Below are 20,059 nucleotides of genomic sequence, written 5' to 3'. Positions count from 1 at the left end.
TGTCCTCTCTATTCAGGCCGCGATCCGGGCGCTGTTTTGCATCAACTCCTGCGCCAGATCGCGATAGGCCTGCGCGCCTTTGGACAGGGGATCGTAAGAGAGAACCGACATAGCATAGGACGGCGCCTCGCTCACCCGAACATTCCGCGGAATGCGCGTCTTGAACACCAGATCCCCCAGATTGTCCCTGGCATCCTGCTCTACCTGCGTCGAAAGATTGTTTCGAGCGTCGAACATCGTCAGGACGACACCTTCGATTCTGAGCGCTGGATTTGCGGTTTGCCGTATCTCGCGAATGGTCAACATCAACTGCGACAAGCCTTCCAGCGCAAAGAATTCACTTTGAAGCGGCACAAGAATAGAGTGCGCCGCGACCATGGCGTTTACCGTCAAAAGGTTGAGCGAGGGCGGGCAATCGATCAGAATATACTCGAACTCATAGGCATCCATCGCCGGCTGGCGCAAGGCGTCATGGAGAAGAAAACTGCGTTTCTCATTTGAAATCAACTCGATATCAGCAGAGGACAAATCCACTGTCGCTGGAATGATCGACAGATGGTCCACGCCGGTCGGCTGAATGACGTCGTCCAAGGAAATCTCGTCCAAAAGCAGATCATAGGCCGTAAACGTCCGCGCCTCCGCCTCAATTCCCAGCCCGGTCGACGCATTCCCCTGTGGGTCAAGATCGACAATCAGCACGCGCGCCCCGGTCTCTGCCAGTGCGGCGCCGAGATTGATCGTCGTTGTTGTCTTGCCGACCCCACCTTTCTGGTTGGCAACTGCGATGATCTTTGGCCCCTCGGGTCGCGTCGGATCAGGCACGGGCAACTCCTGTGATGGCAAAAACAACCGAACCGGTTTCTGTAACGCTTTTAGCAAGTTGATAGTCAAAGCGCCACTTTCTTTGTGCCGCTTTCAACTCGATTTCCCAAGTAGCGCCCTTCGGAAAGAGCGCCACGCCCTCCGCAGTCAGATGACGCTCAGCAAAAGCCAGAAGCCCATCAAGATCCGCGAGCGCGCGCGCCGACAAGACCGTTGCCGCCTGAGGCTCTGCGGTCTCTATCCGCTCATTGAGAACGGTCGCGGCGGCCCCGGTTTCCCGAACAACCACCCGCAGAAAGGCTGCTTTCCGAGCGTCGCTCTCGATCAACGTCATACGGCGCGGCGACCCGGTCTCTTGCGCGAGCACCGCAACGACCAGACCGGGAAATCCGCCCCCAGACCCGAGGTCCACCCAATGCTCGACAGGATGCGGCGCGAGATCGTAGATTTGTGCGGAATCCGCAAAATGTCGTGTCCACATCTGATCAAGACTCGCCTTGGACACGAGGTTGATGCGCGGGTTCCATTTGACAAGGAGGTCAGCATAGACCTTAAGCCGCTCCTGTGTTTCACGTGAAACATCAGGCAAGCCTGTCACGCAATCTTCTCCCGCGCTGCCTGCCGCAGCTTCGCCAGAATGAGGCTCAGCGCGGCCGGCGTCATCCCCTCGATTCGCCCCGCCTGAGCAAGGTTCTCTGGGCGCACATCCGCGAGTTTGCTTTTGAGCTCATTCGACAGCCCCTCGATTGACCCATAGCCAAAAGATGTTGGAATAATATAGGCTTCATCCCGCTTTAGCTTCGCGACATCTCGGTTCTGTCGTTCGATATACGTCGCATAAAGCGCGTCTTTGGCGATCTGTTTCTGCGTCTCAAGGTCGATCTCGGCAAACTCTGGATCAAGCTGCACAAGATCAGAAAACGTTACATCAGGATAGGATAAGATCTGGAATGCGGTCCGTCTCGCACCGTCATGATTTACATTCAAACCGAGATCTGACAGGTGCTGCGGCGTATAGCTTGCCGTTTCCAGCCGGAGCCTCGCAGCGCTCAAGCGCTCCATCTTCTCCTCAAAGGCCACTTTGCGCGGCGCGCTGACACATCCCAACTCAAGCCCGAACGGCGTCATTCTCTGATCTGCATTGTCCGCACGGAGCGATAATCGGAACTCCGCCCGAGAGGTAAACATGCGGTACGGTTCACTCACGCCTCGGGTCGTCAGGTCGTCGATCATCACGCCGATATAGCTATCGGTTCGACTAAACTGAGCGGGCGCGCGCCCCAAGGCCTCAAGCGCGGCGTTCAGCCCTGCGACCAGCCCCTGTGCCGCCGCCTCTTCATAGCCGGTCGTGCCATTGATCTGTCCGGCGAGGTAGAGACCGGGCACCGATTTGACCGCAAGCCGACTATCAAGCGCGCGCGGGTCGATGTAATCGTACTCAATGGCATAGCCAGGCTGTAGAATCTCTGCTGCCTCCAGCCCATGGATCGACCGAACATAGGCCTCCTGAACCTCTACGGGCAGCGATGTGGAAATTCCATTTGGATAGATCACGTCATCGGAAAGGCTTTCTGGCTCAAGAAATATCTGATGTGAGCTTTTATCAGAAAACCGGACAATCTTATCCTCGATCGAAGGGCAATACCGAGGACCGATACCATCAATATGTCCACCATACATGGCCGAGCGCCCGAGGTTTTCGCGAATTATATCATGGGTTTGCGTGTTCGTATGCGTGATCCCACAAGAGATCTGGCGCGCAGATGGTGTCTTGGACATAAACGAGAAAAGCGTGGGGTCATCATCGCCGGGCTGCTCTTCTAACCGCGCCCAATCAATCGTCTTGCCATTAAGTCGGGGCGGCGTCCCTGTTTTGAGACGCCCCATTGCTAGGCCGAATCCATCCAAGCGCTCCGCCAGCGGGATGGATGGGCGGTCACCCATACGCCCTCCAGGTCGGGACACTTCGCCAATATGAATAACCCCGCGCAAAAACGTCCCGGTTGTCAGGATAACAGTAGCACCAGAAATCTCGCTGCCATCTATCAACCGCACCCCAGCAACGCGCTCACCTTGCATCAGAAAATCGGCGGCCTCCCCCACAATTATGCTGAGTCCAGAGCAGCTTTCGATCTCCCCGAGCATCTCTTCGCGATAAATCTTGCGATCCGCCTGCGCCCGTGGCCCCTGAACAGCAGGGCCCTTGCGGCGATTGAGCAAACGAAACTGAATGCCAGCGCGATCCGCGACGCGCCCCATAACGCCATCCAGCGCGTCAATCTCCCGCACGAGATGTCCTTTGCCCAGGCCTCCGATGGCCGGGTTGCACGACATGACCCCAATTCCGGATCGGCTCAAGGTCACCAACGCTGTCCGCGCGCCCATGCGTGCCGCAGCATGCGCTGCATCAGCACCAGCATGCCCGCCTCCAATGACGATGACGTCAAAATGTTTCACGTGAAACACCTTTCATTTGCCCAGACAAAAGCTGGCGAAGATCTCATCCAGAACGGTTTCGACATCAATGCGTCCTACCAGAGAATCGAGCGCGCGAATAGCCACTCGCAGCTCTTCCGCTGCGATCTCGGCCATTACCTCGCCGAGGGGCAGCGTGTCCAGACTAACTTGCAAGGCTTTGAGGCCACGCACCATCGCCTGCCGATGCCTCTCACGGGTCGCAAGCCCCGCGCCCATGGCCCGCGCTCCCAAAACAGCCGCAATCCGATCGACCAATTCCGATAGGCCCGCCCCGGTCTTCCCGGATACAGCGCCCATCAAATCACCGGAAATGTCCGCTTTGGCCCGGACAACAATATCATCAGCCTCTGGCACGAACTTAAAGTCGCCACCGTCTTCAATCAGGAACACGCGTAGATCCGCCTGTGCTGCGCGCGCACGCGCGCGCGCGATACCAATGGATTCCACCGCATCAGTCGTTTCTCTCAACCCAGCCGTGTCAAGCAGCGTCACCGGCAGCCCCGCCAAATCCATCCGAACTTCGATCACGTCCCGCGTCGTGCCAGCAAATTCAGAGGTGATCGCCGCGTCCCGACCCGCCAATGCATTGAGCAATGTCGACTTTCCAACATTCGGCGCTCCGACAATTGCTACCTCAAAGCCCGTCCGAATTCTCTCACTCACCGAAACACCGGCGATTTCAGCCTCAAGCCCCTGAATCACACCCTGAATTAGGCCCGTGACCTCTGGTGAGACGTCCACCGGCACCTCCTCGTCGGCAAAATCAATGGTTGCCTCCAGTAACGCGACCGCACGGATCAAACTGCGACGCCAGCCTTCACATCTTTCCCCAAGAGCACCAGAAAATACCCGCAGGGCCTGCTTACGCTGCGCCTCCGTCTCGGCCTCAATCAGGTCAGCCAGTCCCTCGACCTGCGCCAGGTCCAGCCGTCCATTCTCCAATGCGCGCCGGGTAAACTCTCCTGCCTCCGCAGGGCGCAACCCGTCGATCCGCCCGAGATCTGCGAGAACAGAAGCCACAACCGCGACACTTCCATGCAGTTGGAACTCTGCCGTGCTCTCGCCGGTAAAGCTCTCATTCTCGGCAAAAATCAGCACCAAAGCCTGATCGAGTCGCTCGCCGCCTTCATCCCGCAGCACCCGCAACACCGCACGACGGGGCTCAGGCACATCCCCACAAAGCCGCCGACAGGCCTCAGCCGCCAGGGGCCCGCTGACCCGAATGACGGCCACGCCTGCTTTCCCCTGAGCCGTCGACAGCGCATAGATCGTGTCCATCGGAACGCCTCCGCGTCAGTGCAGGCCTTCTGTGCAGGCCTCAGGTGTTCATCGAATCAAAGAATTCGGCATTCGTCTTGGTCTGCTTCAGCTTCGACAACAAGAACTCGACCGCGTCCGTCGTCCCCATCGGATTCAGAATGCGCCGCAGGACAAAGGTTTTTTGCAAATCGCCCTTGTCGATCAACAGATCCTCTTTCCGCGTGCCCGACTTGAGAATATCAATCGCCGGGAACACGCGCTTGTCCGCAACCTTGCGATCCAACACGATCTCAGAGTTGCCAGTGCCCTTGAATTCTTCAAAGATCACCTCGTCCATCCGGCTTCCCGTATCAATCAACGCGGTTGCGATGATCGTCAGCGATCCACCCTCTTCGATATTCCGCGCCGCGCCAAAGAACCGCTTGGGCCGCTGCAACGCATTGGCATCCACCCCGCCAGTCAGAACCTTGCCCGAGGATGGCACCACCGTGTTATAGGCCCGGCCCAGTCGCGTGATCGAATCCAGCAGGATCACGACATCGCGCTTATGCTCCACCAGTCGCTTCGCCTTCTCGATCACCATCTCCGCGACCGCTACATGTCGCGTCGCGGGCTCGTCAAAGGTCGAACTGACGACCTCACCCTTGACCGAGCGCTGCATATCCGTCACCTCTTCCGGCCGCTCATCAATGAGCAAGACGATCAGATAGCATTCCGGGTGGTTCTTCTCGATGCTATTGGCAATATTCTGCAACAACACCGTCTTACCCGTCCGCGGCGGTGCCACGATCAGTGACCGCTGTCCCTTACCAATCGGCGCCACCAGATCAATGATCCGCGCCGAACGGTCCTTGATGGTCGGGTCTTCAATTTCCATCTTGAACCGCTCATCCGGATAGAGCGGTGTCAGGTTGTCAAACGCGATCTTATGCCGCGCCCGCTCCGGGTCCTCGAAATTGATCTGTGTGACCGAGGTCAGCGCAAAATACCGCTCGGTCTCATCGGGCTGCTTCATCTGCCCTTCAATCGTATCACCGGTGCGCAGCGAATATTGCCGGATCATATCGGGCGAGACATAAATATCGTCCGGGCCCGGCAGATAATTGGCCTCTGGAGAGCGGAGGAACCCAAACCCATCCTGCAACACTTCCAAGACCCCATCGCCGTAAACCGTCCAGTCCTCTTCGGCCCGCTCCTTGAGGATCGAGAACATCATCTCGCCCTTGCGCATGGTCGACGCGTTTTCGATCTCCAGCTCTTCGGCGATCGTCAACAGCTCCTTGGCGGTCATCGCCTTAAGGTCAGCGAGGTTCAAACGGTCTTCGGACATGATAATTCCTATGGTGACACCCGATACCGGATGCATCTCTCAGTCATTGATGGGAATTCAAAAGCCGCCAGGACGGTGGCCCACCGCTTACATAGGCAACTCCGCCCCATTCGTCAATCTGACTCAGAACTTGACCACAACCGACAGCACGATCACCACCATTGCCAGCGTCGGCACCTCATTCATTATCCGATGCTGACGCCCGGTGCGCGTATTGGCTCCCCGCGCAAACTCTTTGCGCCGTGCGCTCAGCCACATATGAAACCAGGTCATCACAAGGAGACCTCCAAGTTTCGTGTAGGGCCACACCGATCCCCAATCCACGATCCCCGGCGTCATCACGAGGAGAAGACCGAACACCCAGGTCGCGATCATTGAGGGCGTCATGATGAACCGCAAGAGCTTGTATTCCATCACCTGAAACACCGAATCCCGGCTATCACCCGGCTGCGACTGTTCGGTATGATATACAAACAGCCGTGGCAAATAGAACAGACCCGCCATCCATGCAATTACCGACATGATATGAAACGCTTTGATCCATGGATAGGTCATACTCAAGAGATCAGACATGCAATGCTCCATTCCGTCCTGATGCTCTTAAATATTAATAGATAGATTAGAAAGGATGTAGTGTGATGAAGGGAGCGTGAAATCTGTGGATCATTATGCTCTCCACAGACCCATGCACAGGTGGATAACTCTGTTGGCGAATTTCAGAACCCGAGAAACGAAAATGGATTTATCTCAGTATTACATATTTATATCAGGTGCTTACAAATAAACAATCGAAACTGGAATCATCTTATCATCTCGGGATAACTTTCTGCGCCTCACCGCCATCCCCATCCCGCAGTTATCCTTTCCCACAGGGGACGGACCGCCGCGAGTCCTCCCGGAGACCCCGAGTTTTCCCCCGCATCACAGATGGGATGGATTTTCACCTTAATTGTTCCTAAGAAACCCCTAACGTTATGCAGCAGGTTATCCACATGAGCGCACCGATCATTCTGGCCTCGGGGTCCGCCATCCGACAGACCTTGCTGCGCAATGCGGGCCTCTCCTTCGAGTGTGTCACTCCCCGCGTCGACGAAGACACCGTGCGCACCGCCCTCCTCGCCGAGACCATGTCGCCGCGTGACATCGCCGATGCCTTGGCGGAACTCAAGGCAACCAAGGTCAGCGCCAAACATCCCGCAGCCTTGGTCATTGGATGCGACCAGGTGCTTGATCTTCAGGGGCAATTGCTCTCAAAACCGCAAACCGCCGATGAGGCGCGCGCACAATTGCGTGCCATGCAGGGCAAACGCCACGACCTTCTGTCTGCCGTTGTGATCTGTCAGGCGGGGCGCCCCCTCTGGCGGCATGTTGGACTGGCGCGGATGACGGTTCGGCCCTTTTCCGACGCATGGCTCGACGGCTATATGGCGCGCAATTGGCCGGATATCGCAGACTGTGTCGGAGCCTACAAGCTCGAGGCCGAAGGCGTGCGGCTGTTTTCTCGCGTGGAAGGGGACTATTTCACAGTGCTTGGCGTGCCGCTGCTCGACCTTCTATCCTTTCTCACCCTTCGAGGAGACCTCCAACAATGAGCGATGATAAGAAGCCTTTGGCCAGAATTCCATTGGCTGGCGTGATCGGGTCCCCCATCGCCCATTCCAAATCGCCGCAACTGCACGGCCACTGGCTCAGGTCGAATGGCATTGCAGGCTATTACATTCCAATGGATGTCTCGGGCCCGGATTTGGCAGATGCGTTACGAACCTTGCCCAAATTGGGGTTCGTGGGCGTCAATATCACCGTCCCGCACAAGGAACGCGCGCTCGATCTGGCGGATCTCGTCACGGATCGCGCCACATTGATTGGTGCCGCCAACACGCTCATCTTCCGCAAGGATGGCAAGATCCACGCTGACAATACCGATGGCTATGGCTTCATCCAGAACCTGCGCCAGAACGCCCCCAACTGGCAGCCAAATGCTGGCCCTGCGGCGGTCTTGGGGGCTGGTGGGGCAGCACGCGCGGTGGTTGCGTCGCTGCTCGACGTCGGCGTACCCGAGATCCTGATCTCCAACCGAACCCGCATTCGCGCCGAGTCGCTGCAATCCGAGTTTGGCAAACGTCTGACGGTGGTCGATTGGGTGCAGGCCGGCAATATGCTGGAAGAGGCGGCGACAGTGATCAATACCACGTCACTCGGCATGATCGGCAAACCCCCGCTGCGTGTGCCGCTCGATGGCCTGCGACGCGGCGCGCTCGTGACGGACCTGGTTTATGCGCCGCTCAAGACCCGGTTCCTGATTGAGGCCGAGCAAATGGGATGTGTGACGGTCGATGGCCTCGGCATGCTCTTGCATCAGGCGGTGCCAGCGTTCGAGCGGTGGTTTGGGGTCCGCCCCACCGTCGACAGCGCCACACGCGCTGCCGTCTTGCGATGACCTTTCGTATTGGCCTGACCGGCTCTATCGGCATGGGCAAATCCACGACGGCGCAACTCTTCGCAGAAGAGGGCTGCGCAGTCTGGGATGCCGACGCCGCCGTTCACCGCCTTTACGCGCCCGGCGGCGCGGCAGTCGCGGCACTCGCCGCTGCCTTCCCCGACGCAATCGAGGACGGCGCCGTGTCCCGGACCCGTCTGAAAGAGATCATATCCCGCGACCCCGATGCGCTCGCCCGGATCGAACGGATCGTGCATCCGCTTGTCGCACAGGACCGCGCCGACTTTGTACACAATCAGGGGACACAAGGTACAAAGCGTACTCCGATCATCGTGCTCGACATCCCTCTTCTGTTCGAAACAGGGGCTGACCGCGGTATGGATGCCATTGTCGTTGTCTCGGCCCCACCGGAGGTGCAGCGCGCGCGGGTTCTTGAGCGGGGCACAATGACCGAGACTCAGTTTGAGACTATCGTTCAAAAACAAATGCCTGACACAGAAAAACGTGCCCGCGCCGATTATGTGATCGAAACCGACACCCTTGAATCCGCCCGTCAACAGGTGCAGGCTGTCTTGGCGGATATCAGACGGAAGACCCCCGATGCGTGAAATCGTCCTGGACACGGAAACCACTGGTTTTGAACCAGAATCTGGCGATCGCATCGTCGAGATCGGTGCTGTAGAGCTTTACAATCACATGCCCACGGGCCGCACGTTTCACAAATACATCAACCCGCAGCGCGCCATGCCCGAAGCAGCCTTTGCCGTGCATGGTCTGGGTGATGATTTTCTCCGCAACAAGCCCTTATTCGCTGAAATCGCTCAGGAATTTCTGGATTTCGTGTTGGATGCCAAGCTGGTCATTCACAACGCCGCCTTTGATATGAAGTTTCTCAACGCTGAATTGGGCTGGCTCAAACTGCCGCATCTCCCTTGGGAGCAGGCCATCGACACCCTCGCCATTGCGCGTCAGAAATTTCCCGGCTCCCCCGCCTCTCTGGATGCGCTATGTCGCCGGTTTCAAATAGATAATTCCGCGCGGACCCTGCACGGCGCGCTGCTCGACTCAGAAATTCTGGCAGAGGTCTACCTCGAACTGATCGGAGGGCGTCAACCAGATTTCGCGCTCTCGAGCGCGGCGTCCACCAGATCCAGTGACATGACTGAACCCGGCGTTTGGCGACCCCACCCAAGACCCACCCCACTCGCGCCGCGTCTGACAGAGGCTGAGGCCTCCGCCCATCAGGCCTTTGTGGCCAGGATGGGCGAGGCCGCTCTCTGGCGCAAATCCTCTTAGGCGTCAGCTTTGGGTGCAGCTGCCTGTGCCTGACGGCGCGCGATTTCCCCACGATAAAGCTGAACGAAATCAATATTTTCAAGGTTCAGCGGCGGGAATCCACCGTCATGTGTCACGTCGCTGACAATCCGGCGGATGAAGGGAAAGATCATCCGTGGACATTCGATCAAAAGGAAGGGATGCAGCTGATCATCCGGCACGCCTTCGATGTGGAAGACACCCACATATTCCAGCTCCAGAACGAAGAGAACCTCATTCGCAGCCTTGTTTCTGGAGTTGATGTTGAGTTTGACGACCACCTCATATTGATGCTCAACGCTGCGCTTCTTGGCGTCGAGATTGACGGACACCTGCACATCCGGCTGCACGTCTCCGCCGGTGCCCCGCTGCGCCAAAACATTCTCAAAGGACATGTCGCGGATAAATTGCGACAGGATGTTCATTTTCATCTGCGGCGCTTGCTGTGCTGCACCATTTTCCTGATCGGCCATGGAAACCTCCTCATGGGACTATGCCGGGTTTCCCTTATCAGGACCATGGCTCTGCCTCAATGGTGATCCCGCGCCGTCTTCAGATTCAACTTTTCTAAGGCCGCAAACAATGACTTGCGAAAGAACGGCTTTGCCACCACCAGATTTTGAGCGCGCGGGATCACTGCGCCAAGAACTTCCTGTTCCGGGCGACCGCTTAGAAAAAGGATGGGAAGGTTGCCCAGACCGCTCCGGATATACTCCAGCTCTCGCAGTATGGTCTCCGGCCCCCCGATGTGATCGACGTCAATGATCAGCAGGGACCATCTCTTCGGCCGCGCAGTCAGATCGCCGACCAAGGTGTCGTGGTCCGAGCAGAGATGAACTTCACACCCATATTCCGCCAGCCATTCACAACATTTGCGGCTATCCCTGTCGCTCGCCGCGCTGACCGCCACGCGGCGCACGCGATTCAGGCGTTCTTGCTTTGGCTGATAGGAAATCCAAACCGCAGGGTCTGTGTCAATAAGTCGGTCATAGGATGCATCGGGCACGGTAAGATCACGGTGCCCTGCGGAGCGCCGGTCTGTTTGCAAGACAAAGTAACCTCCGACCATCAGCAAGACAAAGCTCAGTTGACTCGCATAGGCGATGAGGACGGCCCACCAGACTGATCCGACAGAAATGACGCCAGCGGCAAAGGCGAATGCTGCCACCACAACACTCAGCATAAGGACCAGAACAGCAAAACTTGGCTTGGACTTTCCTTCGCCATACGAAACATGACTGCGGTTGCTTTTTGCAGTTTCATACGGCGCTCCGTAGCGCGGTTTGGAAATCATTCTATTCAAGGCATTCTCATTTGGTGGGTTCACTCAAGACCTAGCGAAACACAACCAACGATAGCAGCAGAACGGTCACACGGAAATGTGATCATCACAAGCCCTATACTCTCAAAGGAGGCACACCTTACGCAAAACATTGAAACCACGAGATATAAAAATCAAAACCACAGCCGCATGACAAAGGTAGCAAACCGACTGCACATGTTAAAGTGGATATTAAGAACGAACCTATGCGGGCAGATGTTTGCCGAACAAGCCGCACCAATCTGATGTGCGAGGCGACAACGAGGTCGCCATTGCCCACGCCCGCCATTCGAAATGCGCCATCTCTTAGCCTGAAGCTCTGCGCAGCAGCGGTGCCATCACCAGTGGTGTGAGGTACATTGGCACTTGGTAACACCCGATGAAAAGCAGCAACGCAGACGCCGTCTCCGGCGGCAAAGCCCCGAGAAAGAGCGCCAGATTGCGATTGCCGGCGATGACGGCCATAGCCGGTGCCGCCTCGCGCTGACCGCGTCGCGTGAGAGTTAGATACACAGCGACCTGTGCGCCAAAATTCAGGCCACAGACCACCGCAAGCGTCACCCAGACATCAGAGGTCGAGTCACGGAGCGCCGGACCAACGGCCGACATTAATCCAATGACAACGAAGGACATCACCGCCGTGATCACACCCTCTACCGCCTTTTCGCCATGCGCCGTCCGAAAAAACGCCCCACGTCTGCGGAGCAAGAGCCCCGCCCCCCCGGCCAGCGCGATCACCAGCAAGAGTTTTAGAGCGGCCATTGCCACCACTTCGGGCGCGCCAAAGACTGGCATCAACCAGAATACCGGGATCACCGTGAGCGGCAGAAGCATGGTTCCAACAATGAGTTGCCGCAAAGCAGGAGCGGGATGCCCTCCGACCATGAGCGTTAGCCCGGGACTGCCCGTGAGCGGTGCCGCTGCAAGGACGAGCACCGCACCGATACCCAGAAGTGAGGCCAATCCACCGGACACCCACAAGAGACCAATTGCCACTAGAGGCATGATCACCTGCATGACCACCGTAATCCCGAGATATCCCGGAACCTCGCGCCAAGCCGGAAAGGCGTCTAACACGTCAACTCTCAATGTACTGAGAAACAACAGAAAAACGACCATAGGAAAGATCAGGGGCGCCATGGATTCGGCGAATTCAGGAGCAAAAACACCCCCAATCAACCCGAGCACAAGCACCAGTCGTCCGTGTCGCGCCAATGCGTGCAGCAGAGGTGTCAAATCGCTGCCGCCCCGCGCGCCGCTTGATCATAGCCGCCGGATAGCGCGCGCAGCAGCGCAGCAAGCCGCGAAATCTCCGCCTTGTCCACGCCCATCTGTTGGACAGAACGCACCAGCAGTGCCTCTCGGACCCGAGCATATTGGGCGCAGTACTCTTGCCCTGCCTCGGTGATGGTGATGGTCTTTTCCTTTCCGCTGCGGCCAGATCGGACAAGCCCCTGTTTTTCCATCTTTTTCACGGCATAATTTACCAGATGCGTATCCTCGATATTGAGCACGAGGCAAATATCGGCAAGGCTCTTGGCGCGCTCCCGGTGATGCACCAGATGCACGATCAAAACCTCCAGCGGTGTCAGGCCCGGCATCCCCGCCGCCGTCATGCAGCGGACCATCCAACGTTGAAACGCGTGGTTTGCCATGGTCAACGCGAATTCCATCTCAGAAAGCTCCGGCAATCCTGAATTGGCCAGATGCGCAGATGAGACGACTGGCCCTAACGGGCGAGCATTGTCTGAGGAATCCATAGGGCAATCTCCGGAAACAGGGTCAGAATGGCCGTGGCCAGAACCAAGAGCAGAAAGAAGGGAAAGGCATAGCGCGCGATCTCGAAGATGCTGCGCCCGGTGATGGATTGAAGCACAAAGAGGTTGAATCCAACCGGCGGCGTGATCTGGCTCATCTCGACCACCAGAACAAGGAAAATGCCGAACCAGATCGGATCAATCCCTGCCGCGAGAACCATCGGCAGGATGACCGAAGTGGTAAGAACCACAATGGAAATCCCGTCTAGGAACATGCCAAGGATAACAAAGAACACCACGAGCGCCGCAAGCAGCAGATTGGCCGAATAACCCTGTTCTCCAATCCATGTCGCAAGCGCGCGCGGAATACCGGTATAGCCCATGGCGACCGTCAAAAAGGCTGCACCCGCCAGGATAAAGGCAATCATGCAGGTCGTGATCGTCGCCCCGCGCAGCGCCTCCCACGTGCTTTGCCAATCAAGCGAACCACCCAAGCCCGAGAGGATCAACGCGCCAAGCACGCCCACAACAGCCGCCTCCGTTGGTGAAGCGAGGCCCGCGTAAATCGAGCCGATCACGGCGACAATCAACAGGATCGTCGGACCAAGAAGCGTGATGGCGCGCAGTTTTTCGGTCCATGTCGTCTCAGGTTCACGTTCCGGCATGCGGGCCCGGTTCATCAGCGCCCAGATCATCGTATAGCCCGAGAAAAGTGCCGCGAGCAGAATCCCAGGTCCGATCCCGGCCAGGAAAAGCCGCGCAATGCTCTGTTCCGTCGCGGCCCCATAGACGATCAGAATGATCGAGGGCGGAATGAGAAACCCAAACGTGCCCGATCCCGCCAATGTGCCGATGATCATCCGATCATCATAGCCGCGCTTAGTTAGCTCCGGCACCGACATGCGCCCAACCGTCGCTGTTGTGGCAGCGGACGATCCAGAGACGGCGGCAAAGAGCGCGCAGCCAAAGATATTGGCATGGAGCAACCGCCCCGGTAACCGCCCGGTCAGCGGCGCAAGGCCTGAAAACATGTCCGACGATAGCCGCGAGCGAAACAGAATCTCACCCATCCAGATGAACATCGGCAGCGCCGTCAGATCCCAGATGTTGAGCGCGCCCCAGACCTTGGTGCCAAACACCAGCTCCGCAGGCGCAGAACTAGCCAATGTCATCGCAACAAGCCCAACGGCGATCAGAGCGAACCCAACCCAAAGACCGAGCGCCAGAACGCCAAAGAGCACGACCATCAGGATCAAAGACAGAGTTTCAATGCCCATCCTGAACGCCTTTCTTGTCTTCCGCGCGCTGGAATGCGGGCTCTCGCCCGCGCAATACCGCGACCAACTCGTCGCAGAGGGCCAGCCAGAATAGGCCCAGACCCAGCACCATGACCGACTGCGGCACCCAGAGCGGAAACTTTGCCATCCCAAAGGACACGGCGTTAAAGGTCCATGAGTCCCACGCCTGCACGCCCGCGCTGTAGAACGCAAAGCCGCAGAGCCCAAGGGCAAGCAACAGCGCCACGGCAGCCAGAAACTTGGCAATGCCGGGTGGGACAGACTGTGACAAGAGAGTCACCCGCACATGCCCGCCAGCTCGCAATGTGCCTGCCAAGGCAAGAAACGCTGCGCCAACAAACAGGAACCCCCCGAGCTCCGAAAGCGATGTGATCGCGATACCTACCGGCTCTTGACCAAGGGCCAGCAATGCCTTGTCGATCACACGGCCCAGCACCTGCACCAGAACCAGCAGAGAAATCGCCACCAGCGACAGGGCAGCCAGCACAAATCCCGCGCCATAAAGACGGTCAAGCAGCCCGCGTAGCATCCGCAGCCCCCCATTGTCTGTGATTGGTGGCGCGGGACCGTGCCCGCGCCTCTGCCATTCAGCGCGCGGTGTAGGCGGACAGGATTGCCTCTCCGGCATCGCCGGCGCTCGCCTTCCACTCTTTCGTCATGGTTTCCCCGATCGCACGCAGCTCACGCGCCAGTTCCGCAGAGGGAGAAGACACCTGCATGCCATTTTCCTTGAGAATGGCGATTTTCTCTTCGGTTTCTGCCATCGACATCTGCCACCCCCGCGCTTCGGCCAGGGCAGAGGCTTCAAAGAGCGCCTGCTGTTGCGCTTCGGTCAGCGCTTCAAACGCTTCTGCGTTAACAAAAACCATGTTCTTGGGCAGCCAAGCCTGCGTATCGATATAATGGCTGACAAAATCCCAGGCCTGCGACGCCACGCCGGTCGAGGGCGACGTGATCATCGCCGCAACGCGCGAGGTCGAGAAAGCGGTCGGGATATCACCGGCCTCAACTGTGGTCGGAACGGCACCCATCAACTGTGCCAGCCGCTCTGTCGCGGTGTTGTAGGCGCGAAAACTGACACCTTTCATCTGCTCAACCGACGTCACTTCTTCGGTCAGATAGAGGCTTTGACCCGGCCATGGCACAGTATAAAGCAGAACCAACCCCTGCTCCATTAGCTTGGCACTGATCTCGTCCCGGGAGGCATCCCAGAGCTTTTTGGCATCGTCATAACTCGCCGCTAGAAATGGCACCGAATCGACCCCGAAAACCGCATCTTCATTGGCCAGCTGCGACATCAGAATTTCGCCGATCGGCGCCAAACCCCGGCGCACGGAATCGCGGATCTCGGGATGGGCATACAGCGAACCCGCCGAATGCACGGTGATGGTCAACTCACCATTGGTCGCAGTCGCAACATCTTCGGCAAATTGCATGATATTCTGCGTGTGAAAGACCGAGTCGCCATAGGGCGTCGGCATGTCCCATGCCGTTTGTGCCTGCGCGGTCCCAAGGCTGAATGCAAAGACCCCCGAGAGGGCAAGGGTGGTGAGGTGTTTCATTGTCGTCTCCCTGATTGAGCGTTTGGTGACCGGTTGTTGCCCCGGTTCAAGGAAAGCTTGACGGATCATTTATAATTTGTCAACAAAATGTAAATGAAGCACAACGGGATGGATGTGATGAGCAAGATTTGGGATTTCTGGATTGACCGAGGTGGCACATTTACCGACGTGATCGGGCGAAACCCTGACGGAGAGATGCAACCGCTCAAGCTCTTGTCCGAGAACCCAGAGGCCTATGAGGACGCCGCAATCGAAGGCATTCGCCGTCTTTTGGGCGGCACCATTGACGCCGCCCACATCGGCACCGTCCGCATGGGAACGACAGTGGCGACCAATGCGCTTCTGGAGCGCAAAGGCGACGCCACGGTACTCTTGATCACGCGTGGCTTTCGCGACGCGCTGCGCATCGCCTATCAGGCCCGACCGGATATCTTTGCCAAGGAAATCCTGCTGCCCGAACAGCTCTATTCCCGCGTGATTGAGGTGCCCGAACGCCTGCGCGCCGATGGCACGGTTGAAACTCCGCTCGACCTGACAGCCATCACCCAAGGCCTGGCCGAGGCGCGCGCCGCAGGGATTGATGCCGCCGCGATTGTCCTCATGCATGCATGGAAGAACCCCGCGCACGAACTGGCCCTTGCAGAGGCGGTGCGCGACGCAGGTTTTGCGCAGGTGTCCGTTAGCCACGAAGTCTCGCCGCTGATCAAGCTGGTGGGGCGCGGCGATACGACCGTGGTCGATGCCTATCTCTCGCCCATCCTGCGCCGCTATGTGGCGCGGGTGGCATCGGCGCTTGGCGCGACGCCGCCGGGCGAACCCGGCCCCACACTGCAATTCATGATGTCCTCCGGCGGCCTCACAGCCGCCGAGCGGTTTCAGGGCAAGGATGCGATTCTCTCCGGCCCTGCCGGGGGTGTCGTCGGCATGGCGCAGACCGCCGCGATTGCCGGGTTTGACAAGGTGATCGGCTTTGACATGGGCGGCACCTCGACCGATGTGGCGCATTACGCGGGCGAATATGAACGTGCCTTTGACACTGAGGTGGCAGGCGTCCGCATTCGCGCGCCGATGATGCGGGTGCATACCGTAGCGGCCGGTGGCGGCTCGATTCTGCATGCCGAACCGGGTCGGTTTCGCGTGGGCCCTGACAGCGCCGGTGCCTATCCCGGCCCGACCTGCTACCGCAACGGCGGGCCGCTGACCGTGACCGACGCCAATGTCATGCTGGGCAAGCTCAACCCCGATTTCTTCCCGCCCATCTTTGGCCCCGGTCAGGATCAACCGCTGGATCGTGAGACGGTTTCCGCGCGCTTTGCAGAAATCGCCGCAGAGGCAGGCGACGGCAAATCGCCCGAAGACGTGGCCGAAGGCTTTGTCCGCATCGCCGTTGAAAACATGGCCAACGCGGTCAAGAAAATCTCGGTGCAGCGCGGCTATGACGTGACCCGCTATCTCTTGAACTCCTTTGGTGGCGCGGGCGGGCAGCACGCGTGCCTTGTGGCGGATGCTTTGGGCATGGAACGGGTTCTGATCCATCCGCTCTCGGGGCTTCTTTCGGCCTACGGGATCGGGCTGGCCCGCGTGAGCGCGTCACGGCAACAGATGGTGGTAGAGCCATTGGATGAGGGCAGTGATAGCGTCATCACAAGCGTGCTTGACGATCTGACTGCGCAGGTCATGCAGGAAATGCAGGCCCAAGGTGTGACCGGGGCTGAAACCCGTCCGCGGCTCTATCTGCGCTATGATGGCACCGATACCGCCCTGCCCGTGGCCTATGACACCCCGACGCAGGCGCGCGCCGAATTCGAGGCGGCGCATCTGGCGCAATTCGGTTTTACCACACCCGATAAGCGCGTGATCATCGACAGCGCCGAGGTCGAGGCCACAGATACCGTCCGTCCCGACGCCCCCGAGAGCGAGGCCGCCCGCCAAGTGGCTGAGGCGCAGACCGACACGCGCACGCGCCTCTTTTGCAACGGCGATTGGACCCCTGCGAGCGTGTTCCGCCGCGCGGGTCTGACACCCGGCAATACCGTCACCGGGCCTGCTCTGATCATCGAGGAGAACCAGACCATCGTGGTTGAGCCCGGCTGGCATGCCGAAATCACAGCGCATGACCATGTGCTCTTGTCGCGCCACGAACGGATGGCGCGCGATATGGCCATCGGCACGACCGAGGCCGATCCGATCCTGCTCGAAGTCTTCAACAACCTCTTCATGTCGATTGCCGAACAGATGGGCGTGACCCTGCAAAACACCGCGCAATCGGTTAACATCAAGGAGCGGCTCGATTTTTCCTGCGCCGTCTTTGACGCCACCGGCGCTCTCGTGGCCAATGCCCCGCATATGCCGGTGCACCTGGGTTCAATGGATCGCAGCGTCGAGACGATCATCCGCCTGAATGAGGGCGATATTAACCCCGGCGATGTCTTTGCCCTCAACGCGCCCTACAATGGCGGCACGCATCTGCCGGATATCACCGTTGTCACGCCGGTCTTTGACGAGGATGGGCAAGCCATCCTGTTCTGGGCCGCGTCGCGCGGCCATCACGCCGATGTCGGCGGCACCGCCCCGGGTTCGATGACGCCGCTCGCCACCACAGTGGACGAAGAGGGCGTCTTGATCGACAATTTCCGGCTGGTCGAAGAGGGGCAATTCCGCGAGTCCGCCTTGCGCACGATCCTTGGTGATCACCCCTACCCCTGCCGCAACATCGACATGAACGTGGCTGACCTCAAAGCGCAGATCGCCGCCAATGCGCGCGGCATCAACGAGCTCCGCAAAATGGTCGCCAACTTCGGTCTCGACGTGGTTCAGGCCTATATGGGCCATGTACAGGACAACGCCGCCGAGGCGGTGGCGCGGGTTCTGGAAAAACTGTCAGACGGCTCCTATGACTATGAAACCGACACAGGACAGGTGATCCGGGTCAAGATCACTGTCGACCGCGCCGCACGCGAAGCGACGGTGGATTTCACCGGCACATCCGAGGTCCGCAAGAACAACTTCAATGCGCCAGAGCCGGTGACACGCGCCGCCGTGCTCTATGTCTTCCGGGTGATGGTCGAGGCATCGATCCCGATGAACGCAGGCTGCCTGCGCCCGATCCGGATCATCGTGCCCGAAGGCTCGATGCTCTCGCCCCGCTATCCGGCGGCGGTGGTGGCGGGCAATGTGGAAACCTCGCAGCATGTGACCAACGCGCTCTTTGGCGCGATGGGGGCGATGGCCAATAGCCAAGGCACGATGAATAATCTGACCTTCGGCAATGATGAGTTCCAGTATTACGAGACCATCTGCTCCGGCTCGCCCGCCGGGCAATTCAACGACGGGCGGCAATTTCCCGGCACCTCGGGCGTGCATGTGCATATGACTAACTCGCGCCTGACCGATCCTGAGATCCTCGAATTGCGCTTTCCCGTGCTGTTGGAGAATTTCGCCCTGCGTCCGGGGTCAGGCGGCAAGGGGGCGGCCAACGCCGGCGATGGCACGATCCGCACGTTGCGGTTTCTGACCCGGATGGATTGCGCCATTCTCTCATCCCACCGCAACCGTGCGCCGCAAGGGGGCGCGGGCGGCAGCGAGGGCGAAGCGGGCCGGACCGAACTGCGCCGCCTCTCGGGCGCAATAGAGGTGCTGAACGCCTGTGATCAGACAGTGCTAGAGGCGGGCGAAGCCGTGACAGTGATCACGCCGACCGCGGGGGGGTTCGGCCGGGTTTGACCCTGGCCACCCTTCAAATCTCGGGGTTTGGCAGGCTCTCGAACGCGCGTTTGAGGGCATCGCCCCAGCCATCCGAAATGGTGCGGAAATAAGGATCGTCCAACTCGATGCGATGCACCTCGGGCAGCTTCATGCTGTTGGCCTCGTAGATGCACATATCCAGCGGGAGACCAACCGAAAGATTGGCCTTTATGGTGGAATCAAAACTCACCAACAAGAGCTTCATTGCATCGGCAAAGCTCATGCTCGGCTCATAGGCGCGCACCAGAATGGGGCGGCCATATTTGGTCTCACCGATCTGGAAAAACGGCGTTTCGGAGCTGGCTTCGATGAAATTGCCCTCGGGATAGATCAGAAACAGGCGTGGCGGACCGCCCTTGATCTGACCGCCAAGGATCATCGTGGCGTTAAAGCTACTGTCGGCGCGCTGTCCGGTGCTGGCGTGGGTTTCGATCACATCGCGCAACGTGCCCGCAATCAGTCGTGCAGCCTGAAACATCGAGGGCACCGACAGGATCGTCGGGTCGCGCTCGTCATGTGCCTTGGTGCGCTCTTCCAGCAGGCTGATCACGGCTTGAGTGGTTGCCAGATTGCCCGCTGTCAGCAGAACCATCGCCCGCTCACCGGGCATCTGCCAGTGATGCAGTTTGCGAAAGGTCGAGATATTGTCGAGCCCCGCATTGGTGCGTGTGTCGGACATAAAGACGATGCCGCGATCAAGACACAAGCCCACGCAATAGGTCACCTATGAAATCCT

At 58.7% G+C, this 20,059-nt stretch carries 19 protein-coding genes; 5 read left to right on the top strand and 14 right to left on the bottom strand.

The window, feature by feature from the left end; translation table 11 throughout:
* Nucleotides 1-12 precede the first annotated feature (12 nt).
* The 6 genes from VR71_RS16675 to hemJ all read right to left on the bottom strand — a co-directional run bounded on the left by VR71_RS16675 (nt 13) and on the right by hemJ (nt 6,463).
* Nucleotides 13-822 carry an AAA family ATPase gene (locus VR71_RS16675; protein WP_009816785.1) on the bottom strand — a complete coding sequence of 270 codons (810 nt, stop codon included), beginning with the start codon at nt 820-822 and terminating at the stop codon, nt 13-15.
* A complete protein-coding gene (rsmG, locus tag VR71_RS16670) occupies nt 815-1,420 on the bottom strand; it encodes a 16S rRNA (guanine(527)-N(7))-methyltransferase RsmG (RefSeq protein ID WP_045685834.1) in 606 nt (201 codons plus the stop codon). The genes VR71_RS16675 and rsmG overlap by 8 nt, the downstream gene beginning before the upstream one ends.
* Nucleotides 1,417-3,279 (bottom strand): tRNA uridine-5-carboxymethylaminomethyl(34) synthesis enzyme MnmG, encoded by a 1,863-nt coding sequence (mnmG, locus tag VR71_RS16665; protein WP_045685833.1) that lies wholly within the window; start codon nt 3,277-3,279, stop codon nt 1,417-1,419. The genes rsmG and mnmG overlap by 4 nt, the downstream gene beginning before the upstream one ends.
* Nucleotides 3,280-3,291: 12 nt before the next feature.
* Nucleotides 3,292-4,578 (bottom strand): tRNA uridine-5-carboxymethylaminomethyl(34) synthesis GTPase MnmE, encoded by a 1,287-nt coding sequence (gene mnmE / locus VR71_RS16660; RefSeq protein ID WP_045685832.1) that lies wholly within the window; start codon nt 4,576-4,578, stop codon nt 3,292-3,294.
* 40 nt (nt 4,579-4,618) lie between these two features.
* Complete coding sequence (rho, locus tag VR71_RS16655) at nt 4,619-5,890, bottom strand: transcription termination factor Rho (protein WP_045685915.1); 1,272 nt, start codon at nt 5,888-5,890, stop codon at nt 4,619-4,621.
* 123 nt (nt 5,891-6,013) lie between these two features.
* Nucleotides 6,014-6,463, bottom strand: coding sequence for a protoporphyrinogen oxidase HemJ (gene hemJ, locus VR71_RS16650; RefSeq protein ID WP_045685914.1), 450 nt, complete (start codon nt 6,461-6,463; stop codon nt 6,014-6,016).
* A gap of 419 nt (nt 6,464-6,882) precedes the next feature.
* Here hemJ and VR71_RS16645 point away from each other — a divergent pair, with 419 nt between their 5' ends.
* From VR71_RS16645 to dnaQ, 4 genes are read left to right on the top strand one after another with little or no spacing between them, the layout of a single operon-like run.
* Complete coding sequence (locus VR71_RS16645; RefSeq protein WP_045685831.1) at nt 6,883-7,482, top strand: Maf family nucleotide pyrophosphatase; 600 nt, start codon at nt 6,883-6,885, stop codon at nt 7,480-7,482.
* Nucleotides 7,479-8,327 (top strand): shikimate dehydrogenase, encoded by an 849-nt coding sequence (locus tag VR71_RS16640; RefSeq protein WP_045685830.1) that lies wholly within the window; start codon nt 7,479-7,481, stop codon nt 8,325-8,327. Before VR71_RS16645 ends, VR71_RS16640 begins: the two co-directional genes overlap by 4 nt.
* Nucleotides 8,324-8,935, top strand: a complete 612-nt coding sequence (coaE, locus tag VR71_RS16635; protein ID WP_045685829.1) for a dephospho-CoA kinase — start codon at nt 8,324-8,326, stop codon at nt 8,933-8,935. The genes VR71_RS16640 and coaE overlap by 4 nt, the downstream gene beginning before the upstream one ends.
* Complete coding sequence (gene dnaQ, locus VR71_RS16630; protein WP_045685828.1) at nt 8,928-9,623, top strand: DNA polymerase III subunit epsilon; 696 nt, start codon at nt 8,928-8,930, stop codon at nt 9,621-9,623. The genes coaE and dnaQ overlap by 8 nt, the downstream gene beginning before the upstream one ends.
* Here dnaQ and secB read toward each other — a convergent pair.
* The 7 genes from secB to VR71_RS16595 form a co-directional block, all read right to left on the bottom strand.
* On the bottom strand, nt 9,620-10,114 hold the full coding sequence (gene secB, locus VR71_RS16625; protein WP_009816774.1) for a protein-export chaperone SecB: 495 nt from the start codon (nt 10,112-10,114) through the stop codon (nt 9,620-9,622). The genes dnaQ and secB overlap by 4 nt on opposite strands.
* 56 nt (nt 10,115-10,170) lie before the next feature.
* A complete protein-coding gene (locus VR71_RS16620; RefSeq protein ID WP_045685827.1) occupies nt 10,171-10,935 on the bottom strand; it encodes a response regulator in 765 nt (254 codons plus the stop codon).
* Between the two features lie 333 nt (nt 10,936-11,268).
* On the bottom strand, nt 11,269-12,039 hold the full coding sequence (locus tag VR71_RS16615; RefSeq protein ID WP_296430508.1) for a hypothetical protein: 771 nt from the start codon (nt 12,037-12,039) through the stop codon (nt 11,269-11,271).
* Between the two features lie 155 nt (nt 12,040-12,194).
* Nucleotides 12,195-12,635 carry a winged helix DNA-binding protein gene (locus VR71_RS16610; protein WP_009816771.1) on the bottom strand — a complete coding sequence of 147 codons (441 nt, stop codon included), beginning with the start codon at nt 12,633-12,635 and terminating at the stop codon, nt 12,195-12,197.
* A 56-nt stretch (nt 12,636-12,691) separates the two neighbouring features.
* Nucleotides 12,692-13,996, bottom strand: coding sequence for a TRAP transporter large permease subunit (locus tag VR71_RS16605; RefSeq protein ID WP_045685825.1), 1,305 nt, complete (start codon nt 13,994-13,996; stop codon nt 12,692-12,694).
* Nucleotides 13,986-14,546, bottom strand: coding sequence for a TRAP transporter small permease (locus VR71_RS16600; RefSeq protein ID WP_045685824.1), 561 nt, complete (start codon nt 14,544-14,546; stop codon nt 13,986-13,988). Before VR71_RS16600 ends, VR71_RS16605 begins: the two co-directional genes overlap by 11 nt.
* Before the next feature lie 58 nt (nt 14,547-14,604).
* Complete coding sequence (locus tag VR71_RS16595) at nt 14,605-15,579, bottom strand: TRAP transporter substrate-binding protein (RefSeq protein ID WP_045685913.1); 975 nt, start codon at nt 15,577-15,579, stop codon at nt 14,605-14,607.
* A gap of 117 nt (nt 15,580-15,696) precedes the next feature.
* On the opposite strand from VR71_RS16595, the gene VR71_RS16590 reads away from it, so the two are divergent.
* Nucleotides 15,697-19,302, top strand: coding sequence for a hydantoinase B/oxoprolinase family protein (locus VR71_RS16590; RefSeq protein WP_045685912.1), 3,606 nt, complete (start codon nt 15,697-15,699; stop codon nt 19,300-19,302).
* A 13-nt stretch (nt 19,303-19,315) separates the two neighbouring features.
* Here the strand turns inward: VR71_RS16590 and VR71_RS16585 are convergent, their stop codons facing one another.
* Nucleotides 19,316-20,047 (bottom strand): proteasome-type protease, encoded by a 732-nt coding sequence (locus tag VR71_RS16585; RefSeq protein WP_009816766.1) that lies wholly within the window; start codon nt 20,045-20,047, stop codon nt 19,316-19,318.
* Nucleotides 20,048-20,059: the final 12 nt, after the last annotated feature.

It is taken from the genome of Roseovarius sp. BRH_c41 (assembly GCF_000961715.1).
In the GTDB taxonomy this organism is placed as follows: Bacteria; Pseudomonadota; Alphaproteobacteria; order Rhodobacterales; family Rhodobacteraceae; genus Roseovarius.
The sequence above is the reverse complement of the archived record's forward strand: the minus strand, read 5'-3'. Positions and strand labels throughout refer to the sequence as shown.

Excerpts from the sequence above, each read along its gene's own strand:
- mnmE (WP_045685832.1), bottom strand. The coding sequence starts at position 4,578 with ATGGACACGATCTATGCGCTGTCGACGGCTCAGGGGAAAGCAGGCGTG.
- rho (WP_045685915.1), bottom strand. The coding sequence starts at position 5,890 with ATGTCCGAAGACCGTTTGAACCTCGCTGACCTTAAGGCGATGACCGCC.
- hemJ (WP_045685914.1), bottom strand. The coding sequence starts at position 6,463 with ATGTCTGATCTCTTGAGTATGACCTATCCATGGATCAAAGCGTTTCAT.
- VR71_RS16645 (WP_045685831.1), top strand. The coding sequence starts at position 6,883 with ATGAGCGCACCGATCATTCTGGCCTCGGGGTCCGCCATCCGACAGACC.
- VR71_RS16640 (WP_045685830.1), top strand. The coding sequence starts at position 7,479 with ATGAGCGATGATAAGAAGCCTTTGGCCAGAATTCCATTGGCTGGCGTG.
- coaE (WP_045685829.1), top strand. The coding sequence starts at position 8,324 with ATGACCTTTCGTATTGGCCTGACCGGCTCTATCGGCATGGGCAAATCC.
- dnaQ (WP_045685828.1), top strand. The coding sequence starts at position 8,928 with ATGCGTGAAATCGTCCTGGACACGGAAACCACTGGTTTTGAACCAGAA.
- secB (WP_009816774.1), bottom strand. The coding sequence starts at position 10,114 with ATGGCCGATCAGGAAAATGGTGCAGCACAGCAAGCGCCGCAGATGAAA.
- VR71_RS16620 (WP_045685827.1), bottom strand. The coding sequence starts at position 10,935 with ATGATTTCCAAACCGCGCTACGGAGCGCCGTATGAAACTGCAAAAAGC.
- VR71_RS16610 (WP_009816771.1), bottom strand. The coding sequence starts at position 12,635 with ATGGAATTCGCGTTGACCATGGCAAACCACGCGTTTCAACGTTGGATG.
- VR71_RS16605 (WP_045685825.1), bottom strand. The coding sequence starts at position 13,996 with ATGGGCATTGAAACTCTGTCTTTGATCCTGATGGTCGTGCTCTTTGGC.
- VR71_RS16600 (WP_045685824.1), bottom strand. The coding sequence starts at position 14,546 with ATGCTACGCGGGCTGCTTGACCGTCTTTATGGCGCGGGATTTGTGCTG.
- VR71_RS16595 (WP_045685913.1), bottom strand. The coding sequence starts at position 15,579 with ATGAAACACCTCACCACCCTTGCCCTCTCGGGGGTCTTTGCATTCAGC.
- VR71_RS16590 (WP_045685912.1), top strand. The coding sequence starts at position 15,697 with ATGAGCAAGATTTGGGATTTCTGGATTGACCGAGGTGGCACATTTACC.